The following is a 19,139-nucleotide window of genomic DNA, read 5'->3' on the forward strand; positions in this document are numbered from 1 at the left end:
CATGTTTGATTATGAAGTTCTGCGCTTTGTCTGGTGGCTGCTGATTGGCGTGCTGCTGATTGGCTTTGCTGTCGCAGATGGTTTTGATATGGGCGTCGGCATGCTGACACGCATTCTGGGCCGCACCGATACTGAACGTCGCATCATGATTAACAGTATCGCCCCGCACTGGGACGGTAACCAGGTCTGGCTGATTACCGCGGGTGGCGCACTGTTTGCCGCCTGGCCAATGGTCTACGCGGCAGCCTTCTCCGGCTTCTATGTGGCGATGATTCTGGTGCTCGCGTCACTCTTCTTCCGTCCGGTCGGTTTCGATTACCGCTCGAAGATTGAAGATAACCGCTGGCGCGGTGCCTGGGACTGGGGCATTTTCATTGGCAGCTTCGTGCCACCGCTGGTGATTGGCGTGGCCTTTGGCAACCTGTTACAGGGCGTGCCGTTCCATGCCGATGCGTATCTGCGCCTGTTCTATACCGGCAACTTCTTCCAGCTGCTGAATCCGTTTGGCCTGCTGGCGGGTGTAGTCAGTGTGGCGATGATTCTGGCACAGGGCGCAACCTACCTGCAGATGCGCACCACTGGCGAACTGCATCTGCGTTCGCGTACCGCTGCACAACTTGCCGCGCTGGTGATGATGGTCTGCTTCATCCTGGCGGGTGTCTGGGTGAAATACGGTATCGATGGTTATGTGGTGACCAGCACAATGGATCACTTCGCCGCCTCGAACCCACTGGGAAAAACCGTCGTGCGCGAAGCGGGTGCCTGGATGGTCAACTTCCAGAACCATCCTGTACTGTGGCTGTTCCCGCTGCTTGGTTCGGTGCTGCCGCTGCTGACCGTACTCTGCTCGCGGATTGAGAAGGGCGCCTGGGCGTTCCTGTTCTCATCACTGACGCTGGCCTGCGTCATCATGACCGCCGGCATTGCGATGTTTCCGTTCATCATGCCATCCAGCACCGTACCGGGGACCAGCCTGACCATGTGGGACGCCACGTCCAGTCTGCTGACGCTGCAAACCATGACCGTGGCCGCCGCTATCTTTGTCCCAATCATTCTGATTTACACCACCTGGTGCTACTGGAAAATGTTTGGCCGTATTACCAAAGAGCAGATTGAAAGCAACAGTCACTCACTCTATTAATAAAGGAGATGTCGCATGTGGTATTTTGCCTGGATTCTCGGCACGTTGCTGGCCTGTGCCTTTGGTATCGTGACCGCGCTGGCGATTGAACACGTTGAAGCGCAGGATGAGACTCACTGATGCGCACGTCAGTTCGGATGCTCTATGATCTGATGGATAAGGGCCCGTTACGGGCCCTTTCACTGCTGCTGGCGCTGCTGACGGCGGGCGGCGTGATGTGGGATCCGACCCGTTTTGCCAATCAGGCGGGCCAGCTTCCTGCTCTGCAGGGGCTGGTTCTGATCTGGGCGGTCTGCTGCGGCGTAATTCATGGTGTGGGTTTCCGGCCACGGAAAACCCGATGGCAGGCGCTGTTTACGCCGTTACCGGCTCTGCTGGTGTTAGTGATTGCGCTTTACCGTTTTTACCTTTAATCCCCCACCTCACCCGCGCTGTCAGTGAATATTTGTCAGCATCTGGTCAATAAATCTCTCTGAAATCGTTCCGTTTGTTACGGAGCGATAATTATTTTCGCCTGGCTCTGGCGACCCATTCCCAACCCCAATTCTCTTGCGTATAGTAGCAACGTTTAAAACGAGGCCGGGATGTAGAGTGAGTACAACGCTGTTTCGCTGGCCGGTTCGGGTCTACTACGAAGATACTGATGCCGGTGGTGTGGTTTATCACGCCAGCTATATCGCTTTTTATGAACGAGCACGTACCGAAATGTTGCGACAGCACCATTTCAATCAGCAGACGCTGTTAGAACAGCAGATCGCTTTTGTGGTACGGCGCATATCGGTGGACTATCTGGCGGCGGCGCGTCTTGATGACCTTCTGGAGATCCAGAGTGAGGTCACCTCAATGACACGGGCAACCATGACGTTCACGCAGCGTATCGTGAATACTGAAGGCAAAGTGCTCAATGAGGCAGAAGTCCTGATTGCCTGCATTAACCCACATCTGATGAAGCCGATTGCGCTTCCCAAGTCTATTGTCGCGGAGTTCAAGCAGTGACTGACATGAACATTCTTGATTTGTTCCTGAAGGCGAGCCTTCTGGTCAAACTTATCATGTTGATTTTGATCGGCTTTTCTATTGCCTCCTGGGCCATCATTATTCAGCGCACACGTATTCTGAATGCGGCGGGAAGAGAAGCGGAGGCGTTTGAAGACAAATTCTGGTCCGGTATCGAACTCTCGCGCCTGTATCAGGAGAGCCAGGAGCGCCGGGAAGAACTGGGCGGCTCGGAGCAGATTTTCTATTCCGGCTTCAAAGAATTTGCCCGCCTGCATCGCGCCAATAATCATGCGCCGGAAGCGGTCATTGACGGGGCGAGTCGTGCTATGCGCATCTCAATGAACCGTGAGCTGGAAGCACTGGAAAACCACATTCCATTCCTCGGCACCGTCGGCTCTATCAGTCCTTACATCGGGCTGTTCGGTACCGTCTGGGGAATTATGCACGCCTTTATCGCGCTGGGCGCGGTGAAGCAGGCGACGCTGCAGATGGTGGCACCGGGTATCGCTGAAGCACTGATTGCGACCGCTATCGGTCTGTTTGCCGCGATTCCGGCGGTCATGGCGTACAACCGTCTGAACCAGCGCGTGAACAAACTGGAGCAGGGCTACGACAACTTTATGGAAGAGTTCACTGCCATCCTGCATCGCCAGGCTTTCTCCAGCGATAGCGCTAAGTAAATAGAGGTTAATGATGGCCAGAGTACGTGGTCGCAAAAGCCGCGACCTTAAGTCGGAAATCAACATCGTTCCGCTACTGGACGTCCTGCTGGTGCTGTTGCTGATCTTCATGGCAACGGCACCCATTATTACCCAGAGCGTGGAAGTGGATCTGCCTGATGCGACCGACTCTAAAACGGTTTCCAGCGATGATAATCCGCCGGTAATTGTTGAAGTCGCGGGCGTGGGGCAGTACAGCCTGGTCGTGGATCACGACCGCATGGACCAACTCCCGCCTGAGCAGGTAATCAGCGAAGCGCAGCGTCGACTGGAAGCGAATCCTAAGACGGTCTTTTTGATCGGGGGCGCGAAAGAGGTGCCTTACGATGAAATTATTAAAGCGCTCAACCTGCTGCACCAGGCGGGTGTTAAATCTGTCGGTTTGATGACGCAGCCGATTTAAAATCGAACCGTTTTTTGGGAACCGAGTGTGTCGAAGGCAACCGAGCAAAACGAGAAGTTAAAGCGCGCGATAATCATTTCGGTGATTCTGCATATCGTGCTGATCGCGCTGCTGATTTGGAGCTCGTTTAATGAGCACGTTGACCCCAGCAGTGCGGGTGGCGGCGGCAGTGATATTGATGCAGTGATGGTCGATCCCGGTGCCGTCGTGAGTCAATACAATCGTCAGCAGAACCAGCAGAGCGACAGCCAGCGGGCTGAGCAGCAGCGTAAAAAGCAGGCGCAGCAGCAGGCTGAAGAGCTGCAACAGAAACAGGCTGCTGAACAGCAGCGTCTGAAAGCGCTGGAGAAAGAGCGTTTAGCCGCGCAGGAAACGGCGAAGGAAGAGGCTAAACAGCAGGCTGAGCAGCAGAAAGCGGCTATCGATGCTGCTAAACAGGCTCAGGAGCAACAGAAAACGGCGGAAGCGGCGGCAGCCAAAGCGAAAGCGGATGCGAAAGCCCAGGCGGATGCCCAGGCAAAAGCCGCCGCCGAGCAGGCGAAGCAGGCCGCAGCCGACGCAAAGAAGCAGGCTGATCAGCAGGCGAAAGCCGCCGCGGCGGCCGCCGCAAAAGAGAAAGCTGTTGCGGAAGCCAAAGCAAAGTCTGAAGCGGATGCAAAAGCGGCAGCCGAAGCCAAAGTGAAAGCGGCAGCGGAGGCAAAAGCTAAAGCGGCCGAAGAGGCGAAAGAAAAAGCCGCTGAAGCCAAAGAAAAAGCAGCCGAGGCAGCGAAAGAGAAAGCTGCAGAAGCGGCGAAAGAGAAAGCTGAGGCCGCTAAAGAAGCGGCTAAAGAGAAGGCAGAAGCGGCTGCGAAGGCGAAAGCCGATGCTGCGGCAAAAGCCAAAGCCGATGCGGCAGCCAAAGCAAAAGCGGATGCTGCTGCTAAGGCCAAAGCAGATGCGAAAGCGAAAGCCGCAGCGGATGCCGCTAATGACAGCGATGTCGATGATTTACTGGGTGGACTCGCTTCCGGCAAAAATGCACCGAAAAGCGGCACTTCCGGTGGCGCAGCAGGGCAGGGAAACCAGAAGAAAGCGGGCGCATCAGGCGCGGAAATCAACTCCTATATGGGGCAGGTTGTCAGTGCGATTCAGAGCCGATTCTACGATGCCGATCTGTATCGCGGAAAAACCTGTGATTTGCGGATTAAACTTGCGCCTGATGGCTTGTTAATCGATGTTAAGTCAGAGGGTGGCGATCCTGCGCTCTGTCAGGCCGCGATTGCTGCCGCTAAACAGGCACGCATTCCGAAGCCGCCTTCGCAGGCGGTCTACGAAGTGTTTAAAAACGCCCCAATGCGTTTTAAACCGCAATAATGCAGTAACGGGCGGCAAGTTGTTCTATGTTTAGCTTGCCGTACTTAAGTTGTACTCGTGGTTTCCAGGAACAGTGCCAATTATCGTGGACTGAGGTTCAGATAAGGGAGATAAAATGAAGCAAGCTCTTCGCGTTACGTTAGGCTTTTTTATCCTGCTGTGGGCAGCCATGCTGCACGCAGAAGTTCGAATTGAGATCACCCAGGGTGTCAACACTGCGCGCCCGATTGGCGTGGTGCCGTTTAAATGGGCGGGTGCGGGTGCTGCGCCGGAAGATGTGGGCGGCATCGTAGCGGCTGACCTACGTAACAGTGGCAAATTTAATCCACTGGACCGCTCGCGTCTGCCACAGCAGCCTGCCAGCGCGCAGGAAGTTCAGCCTGCCGCCTGGAGCGCGCTCGGCATTGATGCCGTTGTCGTCGGTCAGGTCGCTTCTAACCCAGATGGCAGCTATCAGGTTTCTTACCAGCTGGTGGATACCGGCGGTGCGCCAGGTACCGTACTGGCACAGAACTCGTATAAAGTGACTAAACAGTGGCTGCGTTATGCTGCCCACACGGCCAGTGATGAAACGTTCCAGAAGCTGACCGGCATTAAAGGTGCTTTCCGTACCCGCATCGCCTATGTCGTGCAGACCAATGGCGGTCAGTTCCCGTATGAGCTGCGCGTGGCTGACTACGATGGTTACAACCAGTTCGTGGTACATCGTTCACCACAGCCACTGATGTCGCCAGCCTGGTCTCCGGATGGCAGCAAAGTTGCCTACGTGACCTTTGAAAGCGGCAAATCTGCGCTGGTGGTTCAGACGCTGTCTAACGGTGCTATCCGTCAGGTCGCCTCTTATCCACGTCATAACGGTGCACCGGCGTTTTCGCCAGATGGCTCTAAGCTCGCTTTCGCGCTCTCTAAAACCGGCAGCCTGAACCTCTATGTGATGGATCTGGCGTCAGGTCAGACGCGTCAGGTGACAGATGGTCGCTATAACAGCACTGAACCGACCTGGTTCCCGGACAGCCAGACGCTGGCTTATACCTCGGATCAGGCGGGTGCCCCTCAGATCTATAAAGTTGGTCTGAATGGCGGCACGCCACAGCGTATTACCTGGGAAGGTGGTCAGAACCAGGATGCGGATGTCGCAACAGATGGTAAATCTATGGTGATGATTAGCACCAGCGGTGGTGCTCAACACGTCGCCAAACAGGATCTGGAAACGGGAGCCGTTCAAACGTTAACGGACACGTTCCTGGATGAAACGCCGAGCCTGGCACCAAACGGCACAATGGTAATCTATAGCTCTACTCAGGGGATGGGTTCCGTGCTGCAGTTGGTTTCAACCGACGGTCGTTTCAAAGCGCGTCTTCCGGCAACTGATGGACAGGTCAAATTTCCTGCCTGGTCGCCGTATCTGTAATGTCTGACAGTTCAGACATCGCAAACAATAAACAATAATGGGATTTTTGAAATGCAACTGAACAAAGTGCTGAAGGGTTTGATGCTGGCTCTGCCGGTTCTGGCAGTAGCGGCTTGTAGCTCACACAAGAACAACAACAATGACCAGACTGGCATGGGCGCTGATGGCGCTTACGGTGCAAACTCTGGCATGAACGGTAACGGCGGCAACATGTCTTCTGACGAGCAGGCTCGTCTGCAGATGCAGCAGCTGCAGCAGAACAACATCGTGTACTTCGGCCTGGACAAGTATGACGTTCAGTCTGATTACGCACAGATGCTGGATCAGCACGCGACCTTCCTGCGCAGCAACCCATCATACAAAGTGACCATCGAAGGTCACGCGGATGAGCGCGGTACGCCAGAATACAACATTGCCCTGGGCGAACGTCGTGCTAACGCCGTTAAAATGTACCTGCAGGGTAAAGGCGTGTCGGCTGATCAGATGTCTATCGTTTCTTACGGTAAAGAGAAGCCAGCCGTTCTGGGTCATGACGAAGCAGCGTATTCTAAAAACCGTCGTGCCGTACTGGTCTACTAAGAGAATCACATGGTTAGTAACTTCAGACGTCATCTGTTGAGTCTGTCGTTACTGATTGGCGTAGCGGCCCCCTGGGCCGCTAATGCCCAAGCGTCAATCAGTAGCGTTGGCTCCGGCTCGGTCGAAGACCGTGTCACCACTCTTGAACGAATCTCTAATGCCCAGGCACAGCTGATGCAGCAACTGCAGCAGCAGATGAGCGATAACCAGCGTGATATCGATGCGCTGCGTGGGCAAATCCAGCAAAACTCATATCAGTTGAATCAGGTGGTTGAGCGGCAGAAGCAGCTTTACCAGCAGATTGACAGCCTGAGCAGCGCCAGCAGCAGCGGCGGGCAACAGGCTGCCGGCAGCGATGCCGCAGCAGATACCGGCGCAGCAGCCACCGCAGGCGCGGCAGCATCCACGGAGAGCGCACCTGCGCAGACCGGTGACGCTAACAGCGATTACAATGCGGCTGTGGCGCTGATTCTGGAGAAGAAACAGTATGACCAGGCGATCAGTGCGCTTCAGGCGTGGGTAAAACGTTACCCGGATTCGACCTATCAGCCGAATGCGAATTACTGGCTGGGTCAGCTGAACTACAACAAAGGCAAAAAGGACGACGCGGCGTATTATTACGCTACGGTAGTGAAGAACTATCCGAAGTCGCCGAAAGCTGCAGAAGCGTTGCTGAAAGTGGGTGTCATCATGCAGGAGAAGAAAGACACGGCGAAAGCCAAAGCGGTCTTCCAGCAGGTGATCAAACTTTATCCAGACACCGAATCTGCTAAACAGGCGCAAAAACGTCTGGCAAGCCTGTAATTTGTCCGGTTCAGACCAGATATCGTGTGATTTCTGGTCTTGCCGTATGAAAGGTAAGCAACTGAAGCATTTAGCAGAAATAAGAGTTGCGCTACCCCGCTAAATCAGTAATATATGCCGCCGTTGCCGGGACACATTGCAAAGTGTCTGGTAAGCCTGAAGATGGGTCGTTAGCTCAGTTGGTAGAGCAGTTGACTTTTAATCAATTGGTCGCAGGTTCGAATCCTGCACGACCCACCATCTCCTTCAGACGCGCTTTACCGCGCTGTTTTAAGAAGAACACTTCAGCATTGCTTCACAACCTAAGATGGGTCGTTAGCTCAGTTGGTAGAGCAGTTGACTTTTAATCAATTGGTCGCAGGTTCGAATCCTGCACGACCCACCATCTTATCTCAGCCGCCTGGCGCGCTGAACGGTTGTAAGCCCCCAGCGGGTCGTTAGCTCAGTTGGTAGAGCAGTTGACTTTTAATCAATTGGTCGCAGGTTCGAATCCTGCACGACCCACCAATTAAGAAAGAAGCGCCTTTAAGGCGCTTTTTTCGTTTTCAGAGCACGGTATTCACCGTGCAGGGTGAGAACCTGCAGCAGGTTCGACTGAATCGCCCGGCGATTCAGGCTGATGCTTCAGCATCACCCGGAGGGCGAGGCCCTGGAAGGGCCGGGGCAATCCTGCACGACCCACCAATTAGAATGAAGCGCCCTTTGGGCGCTTTTTTCGTTTTCAGGGCACGGCCTTTATCGTGCGGGTTCGACAGAATAAGTACAAAGCGTCTCACAAGTTTGAGATTGTCAGTGAAGTCTGTTCGGGATTGCTGAGAGATCGAGCCTGCGCAGAGAACACGGTCAGATCGGAAAGACGCAAAAGCCGTCATCCATGACGTGCTCGGCCCGCGCCGTCCTGGCGCGGGACGCTTTCCTCATCTGACCGTGTTCCCTGCGCGTCGGGCTTATTTGTTGCTGGAGGATTAAAGCTGATTTAGCTTTCTCGGCCATCTAAAAGCGCTACTGGCGATAACCCTGTTCACTGCTCGTTTTGCTTTCTGCGTTGCGGGAAGATTTAAAGTGGTTTGGCTTTTTCAGCGGTTTGAACGAGTCTTACGTCGCTTTCATCATTACTGCGATCTCCACTATGCGGGGCATGGTGCCAACCTGAATCCCCACACCCGCCGTCACGCCTTTTTCTTCACCTTCGCTACTGCCAGGCTCTCCCAGATATGCATCACCGCATAGCTGCGCCAGGGACGCCAGGATTGCGAACGCGCTTCCGCTTCTTTCGATGACATGCCGCCCAGGTTATTACGGATGGCGATATCTTCCTTGGGAAAGGCATCCGGCCAGCGCAGGGCGCGCATCGCGATATAGTGCGCAGTCCAGGGACCAATGCCCGGCAGGCTGACCAGCTTTTTTATCACCTCGTCAGACTGCTGAGCGGCGCTGAGACGCAGGTCACCGCTGGCGCAGGCGCTGGCAAAGGCGATGATGGCGCGGGAGCGCGCGGCGCTGACAATGCCCATCGGTGCGACATCGTCCACCGTCAGTCCGGCGATGCGTTCAGGAAGCGCGGTATAACGGGTGAGATCGGCAAAAGGCGTCTCGCAGGGCTCACCAAAGGCGGCGGCAAAACGGCTGCTGACCGTGGTGGCCGCTTTGACGGTTACCTGCTGGCCGATAATGGCGCGCACGCCCAGCTCAAAGGCGTCGAATGCGCCGGGCACGCGCAGACCGGGATGTGCGATCAGGCTGGGTGCCAGCAGCGGATCCTGGGCCAGGCAGGCGGCGATACGCTGTGGCTGCGCATCGAGATCGAACAGGTCACGCAGACGGCGCAGCAGCAGAGGCAGCACTGGCGTCAGGGACGTTGAGAGCGTCACCTGCAATGCGTTCTTCTGCGGCAGATGGGAAACGCTGACCCAGCCCCGGCAGCGACCCAGCGCCACAGTGCGTCGCCAGCTGCCATCTTCCACCGCTTCGACCTCCTTCATCAGGTGCGTCTGCAAAAACCAGAGCATCGCCGCCCAGTCATAGGGGGGGCGATAGGTCAGCCGCAGCGTCACGCGGTCGCCGGGCTGCGCACGCTTAGTGCCAGTGTCATCCCGGCGCAGCGCGCTCGGCGTCATGCGGTAGCGCGCCTGGAACACATCATTAAACCGGCGCAGGCTGCTGAAACCGCTGGCGTAGGCGACCTCAGTGACAGGCAGTTGTGTTTCTGTCAGCAGCTGTTTTGCCAGCAGCATTCGCCGCGTCTGCTTCAGCTCCAGCGGCGAAACGCCGAGTTCATGCTGCACGATACGGCGCAGCTGACGCAGGCTGAGGCCGAATTCCGCAGCAATTGCTTCCAGGCCTTCGCGCTCCTCCAGCATGCCTTCCTCGATACGCTGAATCAGCCGCTCTGCGACGCGATGCGGCTGATCAACCGGCGCATTGCCGGGTGCCAGTTCTGGCCGACAGCGCAGGCAGGGGCGAAAGCGCGCTTTTTCCGCCGCCTCAGCGCTGCTGAAGAAAAGGCAGTTCTTCTGCATGGGTGCTTTAACCGGGCAGACCGGACGGCAATAGATACCGGTTGACGTCACACCCACAAAGAAAACGCCGTCAAAGCGGGTATCACGAGAGGTCAGCGCCTGGTAGGCAATTTCGGGATCGAGCATGGCATTTCTCCGGCAAATAGGGACAGCCTATACCGGCTGGATCCGTCAGACTGGCTGTTTTCGGACAGCAAAACAGTTTAACGCCATGACCGGAAACAGCCAGTCAGGGGGAAAAAAAGTGCGATACTGGATGACGGAACCGTGACGGGAGAATCACCATGTACTACTTCAAACCGATAGCTACCCCGGTAGGTGAACTGAAACTGGTCGCCAGCGACAGTGGCCTGGCGGGCATCTTGTGGGAAAACGACGATCCGAAGCGCACCCGATTTTTGCCGCAGACGCGCAATGACGATCATCCCATTCTGATCGAAACTGAGCGTCAGCTCAGCGAATACTTTACCGGTGAGCGTCGCTGCTTTGAGCTGCCACTCGACATGGTCGGCACCGACTTTCAGAAAAAAGTCTGGCAGGCGCTGGTGGCGATTCCATTTGGTGAAACGCGCAGCTACAGTCAGATTGCCAGAGAGATCGGTCATCCGCAGGCAGTACGGGCGGTCGGCGCGGCCAATGGTCGTAATCCACTCTCCATTGTTGCGCCATGCCACCGCGTGATTGGCGCCAACGGCAAGCTGACCGGCTTTGCAGGCGGGCTGGACATCAAAGCTTTCCTGCTGGCGCTGGAAGCGCCGCAGTCGCTTATCGATAAAGCAGCTTCAGAACCGGTCCAGTTAGTGATACAGGCGGACTAAAAATCCCACGACACAGTCTGGCTTTTCCGCTATCGTGTTTAGCATATAAAACACGATGGTGGATTGAACGCCATTATTCGCCTTTACTGGCGATTTTCGTTAATTAGATAAAACGAGAGCTGTGTCATGAGTGTGATGTTCGATCCTGAAAGCGCCGTTTACCCTTTTCCGCCTAAACCTGCTCGTCTGAGTGATGACGAGAAGGCGTTTTACCGTGAGAAAATCAAAGCGCTGCTGAAGGCGCGTAACGCGGTGATGGTGGCGCACTACTACACCGATCCGGAAATCCAGGCGCTGGCGGAAGAGACCGGCGGCTGCGTCTCCGACTCGCTGGAGATGGCGCGTTTCGGCAGTAATCATTCCGCCACCACACTGCTGGTGGCAGGCGTGCGCTTTATGGGCGAAACCGCCAAAATCCTCAGCCCTGAAAAAACCGTGCTGATGCCGACGCTGCAGGCGGAGTGCTCACTGGATCTTGGCTGCCCGATTGAAGAGCTTAACGCCTTCTGTGATGCCCATCCCGATCGCACCGTCGTGGTCTATGCCAATACCTCAGCGGCAGTCAAAGCGCGGGCCGACTGGGTAGTGACCTCCAGCATTGCGGTTGAGCTGATTGAGCATCTCGACAGCCTGGGCGAAAAGATTATCTGGGCGCCGGATCGTCATCTGGGCCGCTACGTCACTCAGAAGTCGGGCGCGGATGTGCTGTGCTGGCAGGGCGCCTGCATTGTGCATGACGAGTTTAAAACCCAGGCGCTGCAGCGTATGAAAGCGCTCTATCCCGACGCGGCGGTGCTGGTGCATCCTGAGTCACCACAGGCGATTGTCGATCTGGCGGACGCGGTCGGCTCGACCAGCCAGCTGATTCAGGCGGCGAAATCCCTGCCACATCCACAGATGATTGTGGCGACCGATCGCGGCATCTTCTACAAAATGCAGCAAATGGTGCCGGATAAAGAGCTACTGGAAGCGCCGACCGCGGGCGAGGGCGCAACCTGCCGCAGCTGCGCTCACTGTCCGTGGATGGCGATGAACGGCCTTAAAGCTATCGCAGAAGCGCTGGAGACGGGCGGCGCGGAACATGAGATTCAGGTGGATGAGACGCTGCGAGAGGCGGCGTTACTGCCGCTAAATCGCATGCTATCCTTTGCAGCGGAACTTAAACTCAACGTGAAGGGCAACGCCTAAGCGTTCCCGGACAGGTGCTCAGCATGGACTTCTTCAGCACACATAATATTCTGGTTCACATTCCTCTGGGTGCCGGAGGCTACGATCTCTCATGGATTGAGGCCATCGGCACGCTGGCGGGCTTACTCTGTATCTGGTTTGCCAGCCTGGAAAAAATCATCAACTATCCGTTCGGTCTGATCAACGTGACGCTGTTTGCGGTGATCTTCTTTCAAATCCAGCTCTATGCCAGCCTTCTGCTGCAGCTCTTCTTCTTTGCCGCCAATATCTATGGCTGGTACGCCTGGAGTCGTCAGACCGCCGATCATCAGGCCGAGCTGAAAATCCGCTGGCTGCCACTGCCCAAAGCGCTCGCCTGGGCGGCGGGTTGCGTGATCGCCATTGCGCTGATGACGCTTTATATCGACCCGGTGTTTGCGCTGTTAACCCGTGCAGCGGTGACGCTGATGAACGGTATTGGCCTGTCGGTGGCGATGCCCGCGTTGCAGCCGGATGCCTTCCCGTTCTGGGATTCCTGCATGATGGTGTTGTCGATTGCGGCGATGGTGCTGATGACGCGCAAATATGTTGAGAACTGGCTGCTGTGGGTCATCATCAACGTGATTAGCGTGATGATTTTCGCCCGTCAGGGCGTCTATGCGATGTCGCTGGAGTATGTGATCCTGACACTGATTGCGCTGAACGGATCGCGTATGTGGATCCGCAGCGCGCGGCAACAGGGTTCCCGCGCGCTGTCGGCTCAGTGAGTGTGTGCTTCGCCTTTAGCGTGAGCAGGGTCATGATCATGGTCGTGAGAATGACTGTGATCATGGCCGGAGGCAGCCGCGCTGCTTAAGCCGAGTTCACATTCGGCGCCGGCACAGGGCTGATACTCCATCTGCACCGTCGCATGCTCAATCTGGTAGTTCTGGCGCAGGTAGTCGTGAATACGATGCAGCAGCGCATCGTGATCGTAAGGCGGGATCACCTGCGCATGCAGTGTCAGCAGCGGCTTTTCGCCGACCTGCCACAAATGCACATGGTGAACATTGCGCACTTCGGCGATGTTCAGCGTCAGATCCCGTATCAGCCGGTTCACATCCAGTGAATGCGGTGCCCCTTCCAGTAACTCCTGCAGACTTTCACGCAGCAGCGCCCAGGCGCTGCGCAACACCAGCAGCGACACCAGCAATGACAGAATCGGGTCAATTGGCGTCCAGCCGGTCAGCAGGATGATTACCGCTGCCACAATCGCGCCCACCGAACCCAGCAGGTCACCCATGACATGCAGCGCGGCGGCACGCACGTTGAGATTCTTCTCTCCGCTGCCGTGGTGCAGCAGCCAGAACGACAGAATATTGGCCAGCAGGCCGCCAACTGCGATCCCCAGCATCAGGCCGCCCGTGACCGGCTGCGGGTCGGCAAAGCGGCGCACCGCTTCCCAGACGATCAGCGCGGTAATGCCCAGCAGTGCGATGGCGTTAACAAACGCGGCCAGCGTAGTCAGGCGCAGCAGGCCAAAGGTGTGACGTGCATTAGGTTTACGGCGCGAGAACTGCACCGCCAGCAAGGCCATCAGCAGCGCGGCGGCGTCGGTCAGCATATGCCCGGCGTCCGCCAGCAGCGCCAGTGAACCTGAAAGCCAGCCGCCAATCACTTCAGCAACCATGAAGACGACGGTCACCCCGAAGGCGGCCGCCAGACGCGTGCGATTACTATCCTGCCCGCTATGAGTGTGGGTATGTGCCATAAGTTTCCAGTTTTTTCAGTAACCTGTTTACGAATAATATCAGTAATTGCCACGTCTCAGACGTGTCCTGATGCTGTTTAACCTGCTCCGTCAGCTGCTGGCTGAGCTGCGCGCCATGCTCCAGCCCTGCCAGCAGGCAGCTTCCTTTCATCCGGTGTGCTGCTTCGGCGAACTGCGTCCAGTCTGCGCGTTCGTGTGCCTCACGCATCACCGCCAGGTCCTGTGTCACCGTACTGTGCAGCGTCTGGCTCAGACGGCTGAGGAATTTGTCATTCTGCTGCGCCAGCTGCCACAGATTGTCATCCAGTGTCGCCAGCGGATCTTCCTGCCACGCCTGCTGCCACTCTGCCAGCAGCGCGCTGAGATCGGCTAATTGCACCGGTTTAATCAGCACCCGCTCGCCCGCCTCAGGCGGTCGTGACAGAAGCTGCGCGTCAGCCGAGCAGAGCACCCGCATCGCCTGACGTCCACGCTGGCGGTCACGCCGCCGCAATATCCGCAGCAGCAACGTACCGTCAGGGCGCGGCATCATCTGGTCGATAAACAATAGATCATAAGGCTGCTTTGCGTCGGCCTGCAGCAGCGCGCGTCCCTGTTCGAAGGTGTCAGCCTGAATCGCAAAGCGCACCAGCTGCTGCTGCATCACCAGCAGATTGGCTGGATGGTCATCGACAATCGCCACCCTAAGATGAGGAAAGCCGGGCAGGGACGTCTCATCCGCATGGCTTAGCGGCGCGCAGATCTCCAGCGGCAGCGTTACGGTGACCTGAGTGCCGTGACCAGGTTCAGAGGTGAGGCGGATGTCGCCGCCCATCCGCAACACCATTTCTCGGCAGATAAACAGTCCCAGCCCGCTGCCCTGCACCGAAACGGATTTTCCGGACGGCGCCTGATACCACGGGTCAAACAGCTTCTGCTGTTCCTCCGGCGGAATCCCGCTGCCGCTGTCGCTCACCGTCAGAACCAGCTGCTGCTCTGCTGCAAGGGTCAGACGAATCGCGCCGTGGCGGGTGAATTTCAGCGCATTGGTCATTAGGTTGTTGACTACCTGCTGCAAACGGTCGGCATCAATCAATACGGTGTCAGGCAGCGGCGTCAGCGCCTCGACGATCAGACGCGGGCCGTCAGCGCGCATCAACGGATGATAAAAATGCTGCTGTTGATTGAGCCACTGCGCCAGCGCCAGCGGACGGGGTGCCAGGGTAAAACTGTTACTCTCGATGCGCGCATGATCCTGCAGGTCATTCAGCAGAGTCAGCAGCGATTTTGCGCTGCTGTGCAGCAGTGAAAGATTCTGGCTACTGTGCTGTTGTTTCTCCAGCTCCAGCAGACCCAGGATCGCCTGCATCGGCGTGCGCAGTTCATGGCTGACCGTCGCCAGGAACTGACTTTTCATCGCGTTGGCATGTTCCGCCTGCTCACGCTGCTGACGTTCCCGGCGCTGCTGCCAGTAGCGGCGCGCCAGCAGTAACAGCAGCAGCACAATGGCTGCACCGGCTACTGCCAGCACCACCATCGGCAGCGAACGCATCACCATCACGCTGCCGGGCTGCGGCGGCGTTGACCAGCTATCACGCATCTGGCTCTGGGTATCGGCCGGAATCTGCTGCAGCGCGCGATCCAGCAGGGTGCGCAGCGCTGGCTGGTCCGGTGTGACGCCGAGTGCAATCGGCCAGGCGATGTCGCTGGCGGCAAAGGCGAGGTGAATACGGGCATCATCGCGGCTGGCGATACGCCAGCGGGCGGAGAGCACGTTATCGACCAGCGCATCGATCTGCCCCTTTGCCAGCGCGTCATAGAGGCTATTACGGTCGGCAAACAGCTGTGGCTGCAGATCCGCAGGCAGCAGACGCAGCGCCAGGTCATCCTGCAACACGCCGATCCGCTTGCCGCGCAGGTCGCGCCAGTGTGCCAGCGTATCGGACTGGACGCTGTAGATGCCCCACAGCGCGCGCCACACCGGCAGCGACGTGCTCTGCATCGCATCGCCATTCAGCGGCTGCATCAGCTGCAGCATCGCCTGCTTTTGCTGAATCAGCGTGCTGGCCTGGCGGGGATTACTGACCCACACCGGCTCAAACTCTAATCCGGTGCTCTGCGCAATCGCTTTCAGCAAGTCCACGCCATAGCCCCGGGCGGTTCCGCTGGCATCGCGGTAACTCCAGGGATAGTTGTCCGGCTCGGCGGTGTAAGTAATACGCGGATGATCGGCAATCCAGGCGCGCTCAGCAGGGCTGAGCATCAGGGTCTGGGTATCCTGATAGCGCGGCAGGCTGCTGCTCCAGCGCGCCTGTAGCGTGTTCATCAGTTCTGCAGGCAGCTGACGCAGGCTCTGATTTATCCAGCTGATAAGCTGGGGATCGCGCGCCACCGCACGCAGGTTGAGCTGGCCTGCCTCGATGTGGGAGGCGATCTGATAAATCTGGCCCTGTTGCAGCTGGCTTAGCAGAAAACCGGCGCTGGTTTCATCCGCCACCACATAGTCATTCTGCTGATTAAGCAGGGTATAGAGCGCCTGCAGATCGCTGCTGTAGCGTCGCCAGCTGTGACGGGCCGCCAGCGCAGATGGCAGCTGAGCCAGGGTGCTGTCACTGATTGCAAGCGACGCATTCTGGCTGTTAAACATCACGGCACGCTGGTTTTGCTGATTGCGATAAACCCGCAGCGGACTGCTGAACCAGTTTTCGCTGCTCAGGGTGCCGGATGGCAGCGGGGCACTCCACATGCCAAGCGCAAAATCGATTTGGCCGCTGCTGAGCGCCTGCATCAGGTGCGGTTGATCGCTGTAGAGATTGAGCGTGAACTGCGCGCCGGTCAGCTGTCGCAGCGCGGAAAGATAGTCGGCGTTGATACCATAGAGGTCATTGCCGATACGCATCGCCCAGGGCGCGTGGTTTTCTTCCAGCAGGCCGACGCGCAGGATCCTGCCCTGCATGGTTTCCGCATGGGTCACCGGCAGCATCATCGGCAGGTTGACGCTGCTCACCGGACGCACATCAGCCAGCGCGGAGCAACACAATAAAAGCAGCATCAGTAGAATAACTCTCACTGCTGGGCTTTCCACAGGTCAGCCAGTTCCACCACTGATCGGGCACCGGTTTTTTCCAGGATGTTCTTTTTATGGGTACTGACCGTTTTGTTACTGATGTGCAGCTGAGCCGCGATTTGCAGATTGGACAGGCCGCTGGCCAGCAGTGCCAGAATCTGACGCTCCTTCTGGGTCAGCGGCAGCTCAGGCTCATCATCCATCTCCGGAAAGGCCGTCTGACCGCCCAGCACCGCCAGGATGGCGCTGAGCAACTGCGTCATGCGCTGACTCTTTACCACGTAACCGGCGGCACCCAGCGCCTGAGCGCGACGCATATAGTGGCGGGTCTGCTGCGCAGAGTAGATAAGGACCGGGCAATCAGGACGATGGATCTTGAGGCGACGCAGGAACTCCAGCCCATCGCTGTCCGGCAGGCCTATATCCAGCACAATAATGTCCGGTTGCTCCTCAAGTAAGGGGCGGGCGGCTTTTTCACTGCTGGCAGAAAGCAGCTTAACGGGTATGGGCGACTGGCTCAGGGCAGCTTCAAGTGCCACTTCAACCAGCGGATGATCGTCAATCAAAAGCAAAACGGCCATGAAGGATTTCCTGTAAATTTCACAGGATTAGCATAGCGGAAGAGTGGGGCTGAGGGGAGAAAAACCCGGAGAGCCGCAGCTCTCCAGGCTAAACAGAATTACTGTGAAGTGCCGTCGGTTTTCGTGTTTACGTCACCGCCGCCCACTTTGGTCTGAACTTTTTTATTCACGTTCGGACATTTGCCATCTTTACACTGGCTGTTCTGGTCAATTTCGTTAGCAGACATATTACCATTGCTGGTGGTGCTGCCAGACGTTGCAGGATTAGTGTTAGTACCAGTGTTATTAATTTTACTGTTATCGACATTATTTGGTGGCAGATTCTCTTTCGCTCCACCCGCTGCTGCACCTGCACTGGCCGCCTGGTTCGCTGTACCGTTATTGCTGCTGCTGTCTGCAGCCAGTACCGCGCCGCTGCTCAGTGTCATTGCTGCTGTCAAAAAAATTAAGGCAAACTTTTTCATCATTATGCTCCCGTTAATAAATGAAGAGGCTTTAAGCCCAGAGGTGCAATTTCGGGTAAAGAAATCCCTGACGAAATAAAATTCGCCAGTTGGCTTAAACAGGGTAATTAAATAAGGTAAGCGGGACGTTCCTCAGTGCTTACCATTAAAAAGTTTAGTCGCTAACCTGATTAATGCAAATATGACCCGCACATTTAACCCGCAGCGGGAATTTACACCCCTGACGCTTCGGGCTACATTGGACAGGATGTGTCCGGCGGGCGCCGGGCAAGAAATAATATGGAATCAGTATGAATTACCAGAACGATGATTTACGCATCAAAGAGATTAAAGAGCTGTTACCTCCTGTTGCGCTGCTCGAAAAATTCCCGGCGACCGATCGTGCTGCACAGACCGTTTCACATGCCCGTCAGGCGATTCATCAGATCCTGCAGGGCAAGGATGATCGTCTGCTGGTGGTGATTGGACCCTGCTCAATTCATGACACTGACGCGGCGAAAGAGTATGCAAGCCGCCTGCTGGCACTGCGTGATGAGCTGAAAGGCGAGTTGGAAGTGGTCATGCGGGTCTATTTTGAAAAGCCGCGCACGACGGTGGGCTGGAAAGGGCTGATTAATGACCCGTATATGGATAACAGCTACCAGCTGAACGACGGTCTGCGTCTGGCGCGTAAACTGCTGCTGGAGATTAATGACAGCGGTTTACCGGCGGCGGGCGAGTTTCTGGATATGATTACCCCGCAGTATGTGGCAGACCTGATGAGCTGGGGCGCGATTGGTGCGCGTACTACGGAATCTCAGGTTCACCGCGAGCTGGCATCCGGTCTTTCCTGTCCGGTAGGCTTTAAAAACGGCACCGATGGCACGATCAAGGTGGCGATTGATGCGATCAACGCAGCGGGCTCCCCGCACTGTTTCCTGTCAGTAACCAAGTATGGTCACTCCGCGATTGTGGAAACCAGCGGCAACGGTGACTGCCACATCATCCTGCGCGGCGGCAAAGAGCCGAACTATAGCGCGCAGCATGTCGCTGATGTTAAAGCGGGTCTGGCGAAAGCGGGTCTGCCACAGCAGGTGATGATCGATTTCAGCCATGCCAACAGCAGCAAGCAGTTCCAGCGTCAGATGGTTGTGGCAGACGATGTTTCACAGCAGCTGATCAACGGTGAGCAGGCGATTGTCGGTGTGATGATTGAGAGTCATCTGGTGGAAGGCAACCAGAGCCTGGAGAGCGGCGAGCCGCTGGTCTATGGCAAAAGCGTCACCGACGCCTGTATCGGCTGGGAAGATACTGATAAAGTGCTGCGTCAGCTGGCGGCAGCGGTTAAACAGCGCCGCGGTTGATTGGTTATTCAGACTCATTAACAAAGTCTGGCCGGATTTGCT

Annotated in this window: 19 protein-coding genes, 3 tRNA genes and 1 other RNA gene; 18 read left to right on the top strand and 5 right to left on the bottom strand. The window is 56.7% G+C overall.

Annotated features, from left to right (window positions below):
• Window position 1 precedes the first annotated feature (1 nt).
• The 14 genes from cydB to FA92_RS22460 all read left to right on the top strand — a co-directional run bounded on the left by cydB (window position 2) and on the right by FA92_RS22460 (window position 8,093).
• Entirely contained in the window at window positions 2–1,141 is a 1,140-nt protein-coding gene (gene cydB, locus FA92_RS04210; protein WP_033782344.1) for a cytochrome d ubiquinol oxidase subunit II, read from the top strand.
• A gap of 15 nt (window positions 1,142–1,156) precedes the next feature.
• Entirely contained in the window at window positions 1,157–1,261 is a 105-nt protein-coding gene (gene cydX, locus FA92_RS22455) for a cytochrome bd-I oxidase subunit CydX (protein WP_013357150.1), read from the top strand.
• Window positions 1,261–1,554: a cyd operon protein YbgE gene (gene ybgE / locus FA92_RS04215; protein WP_033782345.1), complete on the top strand. Its 294-nt coding sequence runs from the start codon at window positions 1,261–1,263 to the stop codon at window positions 1,552–1,554. The genes cydX and ybgE overlap by 1 nt, the downstream gene beginning before the upstream one ends.
• Window positions 1,555–1,732: 178 nt before the next feature.
• Window positions 1,733–2,137, top strand: coding sequence for a tol-pal system-associated acyl-CoA thioesterase (gene ybgC, locus FA92_RS04220; protein WP_010260759.1), 405 nt, complete (start codon window positions 1,733–1,735; stop codon window positions 2,135–2,137).
• Window positions 2,134–2,820, top strand: coding sequence for a Tol-Pal system protein TolQ (gene tolQ / locus FA92_RS04225; RefSeq protein ID WP_003853142.1), 687 nt, complete (start codon window positions 2,134–2,136; stop codon window positions 2,818–2,820). Before ybgC ends, tolQ begins: the two co-directional genes overlap by 4 nt.
• A gap of 13 nt (window positions 2,821–2,833) precedes the next feature.
• Window positions 2,834–3,262, top strand: a complete 429-nt coding sequence (tolR, locus tag FA92_RS04230; protein WP_013357153.1) for a colicin uptake protein TolR — start codon at window positions 2,834–2,836, stop codon at window positions 3,260–3,262.
• A gap of 27 nt (window positions 3,263–3,289) precedes the next feature.
• Window positions 3,290–4,615 carry a cell envelope integrity protein TolA gene (tolA, locus tag FA92_RS04235; RefSeq protein ID WP_033782346.1) on the top strand — a complete coding sequence of 442 codons (1,326 nt, stop codon included), beginning with the start codon at window positions 3,290–3,292 and terminating at the stop codon, window positions 4,613–4,615.
• Window positions 4,616–4,730: 115 nt separating this feature from the next.
• On the top strand, window positions 4,731–6,026 hold the full coding sequence (tolB, locus tag FA92_RS04240; protein ID WP_013357155.1) for a Tol-Pal system beta propeller repeat protein TolB: 1,296 nt from the start codon (window positions 4,731–4,733) through the stop codon (window positions 6,024–6,026).
• 51 nt (window positions 6,027–6,077) lie between these two features.
• The gene (pal, locus tag FA92_RS04245; protein WP_003853135.1) at window positions 6,078–6,605 is read left to right on the top strand and encodes a peptidoglycan-associated lipoprotein Pal; all 528 of its coding nucleotides are present in this window, start codon (window positions 6,078–6,080) and stop codon (window positions 6,603–6,605) included.
• A gap of 9 nt (window positions 6,606–6,614) precedes the next feature.
• Complete coding sequence (gene cpoB, locus FA92_RS04250; RefSeq protein ID WP_033782347.1) at window positions 6,615–7,409, top strand: cell division protein CpoB; 795 nt, start codon at window positions 6,615–6,617, stop codon at window positions 7,407–7,409.
• A gap of 164 nt (window positions 7,410–7,573) precedes the next feature.
• Window positions 7,574–7,649 (top strand) — tRNA-Lys (locus FA92_RS04255).
• 69 nt (window positions 7,650–7,718) lie between these two features.
• A tRNA-Lys gene (locus FA92_RS04260) sits at window positions 7,719–7,794 on the top strand.
• A gap of 46 nt (window positions 7,795–7,840) precedes the next feature.
• Window positions 7,841–7,916: transfer RNA gene (locus FA92_RS04265), tRNA-Lys, on the top strand.
• A 43-nt stretch (window positions 7,917–7,959) separates the two neighbouring features.
• A non-coding RNA gene (locus tag FA92_RS22460) (RtT sRNA) lies at window positions 7,960–8,093 on the top strand.
• Between the two features lie 485 nt (window positions 8,094–8,578).
• Here the strand turns inward: FA92_RS22460 and FA92_RS04270 are convergent.
• Window positions 8,579–10,054 carry an AlkA N-terminal domain-containing protein gene (locus FA92_RS04270; protein WP_033782348.1) on the bottom strand — a complete coding sequence of 492 codons (1,476 nt, stop codon included), beginning with the start codon at window positions 10,052–10,054 and terminating at the stop codon, window positions 8,579–8,581.
• 158 nt (window positions 10,055–10,212) lie between these two features.
• Between FA92_RS04270 and FA92_RS04275 the strand changes: the two genes are divergently transcribed.
• From FA92_RS04275 to pnuC, 3 genes are all read left to right on the top strand, one after another.
• Window positions 10,213–10,746 (top strand): methylated-DNA--[protein]-cysteine S-methyltransferase, encoded by a 534-nt coding sequence (locus FA92_RS04275; protein WP_033782350.1) that lies wholly within the window; start codon window positions 10,213–10,215, stop codon window positions 10,744–10,746.
• Window positions 10,747–10,872: 126 nt separating this feature from the next.
• A complete protein-coding gene (gene nadA, locus FA92_RS04280) occupies window positions 10,873–11,934 on the top strand; it encodes a quinolinate synthase NadA (RefSeq protein WP_033782351.1) in 1,062 nt (353 codons plus the stop codon).
• Window positions 11,935–11,957: 23 nt separating this feature from the next.
• Complete coding sequence (gene pnuC, locus FA92_RS04285) at window positions 11,958–12,680, top strand: nicotinamide riboside transporter PnuC (protein ID WP_013357161.1); 723 nt, start codon at window positions 11,958–11,960, stop codon at window positions 12,678–12,680.
• On the opposite strand, the gene zitB is transcribed toward pnuC, so the two are convergent.
• The 4 genes from zitB to FA92_RS04305 form a co-directional block, all read right to left on the bottom strand.
• Complete coding sequence (gene zitB / locus FA92_RS04290) at window positions 12,674–13,663, bottom strand: CDF family zinc transporter ZitB (protein ID WP_013357162.1); 990 nt, start codon at window positions 13,661–13,663, stop codon at window positions 12,674–12,676. The two genes, pnuC and zitB, sit on opposite strands and share 7 nt — an antisense overlap.
• Window positions 13,641–16,694 (bottom strand): ATP-binding protein, encoded by a 3,054-nt coding sequence (locus tag FA92_RS04295; RefSeq protein WP_239780548.1) that lies wholly within the window; start codon window positions 16,692–16,694, stop codon window positions 13,641–13,643. Before FA92_RS04295 ends, zitB begins: the two co-directional genes overlap by 23 nt.
• A 14-nt stretch (window positions 16,695–16,708) precedes the next feature.
• Window positions 16,709–17,290, bottom strand: a complete 582-nt coding sequence (locus FA92_RS04300; RefSeq protein ID WP_033782354.1) for a response regulator transcription factor — start codon at window positions 17,288–17,290, stop codon at window positions 16,709–16,711.
• Between the two features lie 98 nt (window positions 17,291–17,388).
• The gene (locus tag FA92_RS04305; RefSeq protein ID WP_013357165.1) at window positions 17,389–17,757 is read right to left on the bottom strand and encodes a YbgS-like family protein; all 369 of its coding nucleotides are present in this window, start codon (window positions 17,755–17,757) and stop codon (window positions 17,389–17,391) included.
• A gap of 287 nt (window positions 17,758–18,044) precedes the next feature.
• On the opposite strand from FA92_RS04305, the gene aroG reads away from it, so the two are divergent.
• Window positions 18,045–19,097: a 3-deoxy-7-phosphoheptulonate synthase AroG gene (gene aroG, locus FA92_RS04310; RefSeq protein WP_013357166.1), complete on the top strand. Its 1,053-nt coding sequence runs from the start codon at window positions 18,045–18,047 to the stop codon at window positions 19,095–19,097.
• The last annotated feature ends 42 nt before the right edge of the window (window positions 19,098–19,139 follow it).

The organism is Pantoea sp. 9140 (assembly GCF_000745295.1).
Taxonomy (GTDB): Bacteria; Pseudomonadota; Gammaproteobacteria; order Enterobacterales; family Enterobacteriaceae; genus Pantoea; species Pantoea vagans.

What these genes read in the sequence shown, in the direction of transcription:
- cydB (WP_033782344.1), top strand. Translation starts at nt 2, where the DNA reads ATGTTTGATTATGAAGTTCTGCGCTTTGTCTGGTGGCTGCTGATTGGC.
- cydX (WP_013357150.1), top strand. Translation starts at nt 1,157, where the DNA reads ATGTGGTATTTTGCCTGGATTCTCGGCACGTTGCTGGCCTGTGCCTTT.
- ybgE (WP_033782345.1), top strand. Translation starts at nt 1,261, where the DNA reads ATGCGCACGTCAGTTCGGATGCTCTATGATCTGATGGATAAGGGCCCG.
- tolR (WP_013357153.1), top strand. Translation starts at nt 2,834, where the DNA reads ATGGCCAGAGTACGTGGTCGCAAAAGCCGCGACCTTAAGTCGGAAATC.
- tolB (WP_013357155.1), top strand. Translation starts at nt 4,731, where the DNA reads ATGAAGCAAGCTCTTCGCGTTACGTTAGGCTTTTTTATCCTGCTGTGG.
- pal (WP_003853135.1), top strand. Translation starts at nt 6,078, where the DNA reads ATGCAACTGAACAAAGTGCTGAAGGGTTTGATGCTGGCTCTGCCGGTT.
- cpoB (WP_033782347.1), top strand. Translation starts at nt 6,615, where the DNA reads ATGGTTAGTAACTTCAGACGTCATCTGTTGAGTCTGTCGTTACTGATT.
- FA92_RS04270 (WP_033782348.1), bottom strand. Translation starts at nt 10,054, where the DNA reads ATGCTCGATCCCGAAATTGCCTACCAGGCGCTGACCTCTCGTGATACC.
- FA92_RS04275 (WP_033782350.1), top strand. Translation starts at nt 10,213, where the DNA reads ATGTACTACTTCAAACCGATAGCTACCCCGGTAGGTGAACTGAAACTG.
- nadA (WP_033782351.1), top strand. Translation starts at nt 10,873, where the DNA reads ATGAGTGTGATGTTCGATCCTGAAAGCGCCGTTTACCCTTTTCCGCCT.
- pnuC (WP_013357161.1), top strand. Translation starts at nt 11,958, where the DNA reads ATGGACTTCTTCAGCACACATAATATTCTGGTTCACATTCCTCTGGGT.
- zitB (WP_013357162.1), bottom strand. Translation starts at nt 13,663, where the DNA reads ATGGCACATACCCACACTCATAGCGGGCAGGATAGTAATCGCACGCGT.
- FA92_RS04295 (WP_239780548.1), bottom strand. Translation starts at nt 16,694, where the DNA reads ATGCTGCTTTTATTGTGTTGCTCCGCGCTGGCTGATGTGCGTCCGGTG.
- FA92_RS04300 (WP_033782354.1), bottom strand. Translation starts at nt 17,290, where the DNA reads ATGGCCGTTTTGCTTTTGATTGACGATCATCCGCTGGTTGAAGTGGCA.
- FA92_RS04305 (WP_013357165.1), bottom strand. Translation starts at nt 17,757, where the DNA reads ATGATGAAAAAGTTTGCCTTAATTTTTTTGACAGCAGCAATGACACTG.
- aroG (WP_013357166.1), top strand. Translation starts at nt 18,045, where the DNA reads ATGAATTACCAGAACGATGATTTACGCATCAAAGAGATTAAAGAGCTG.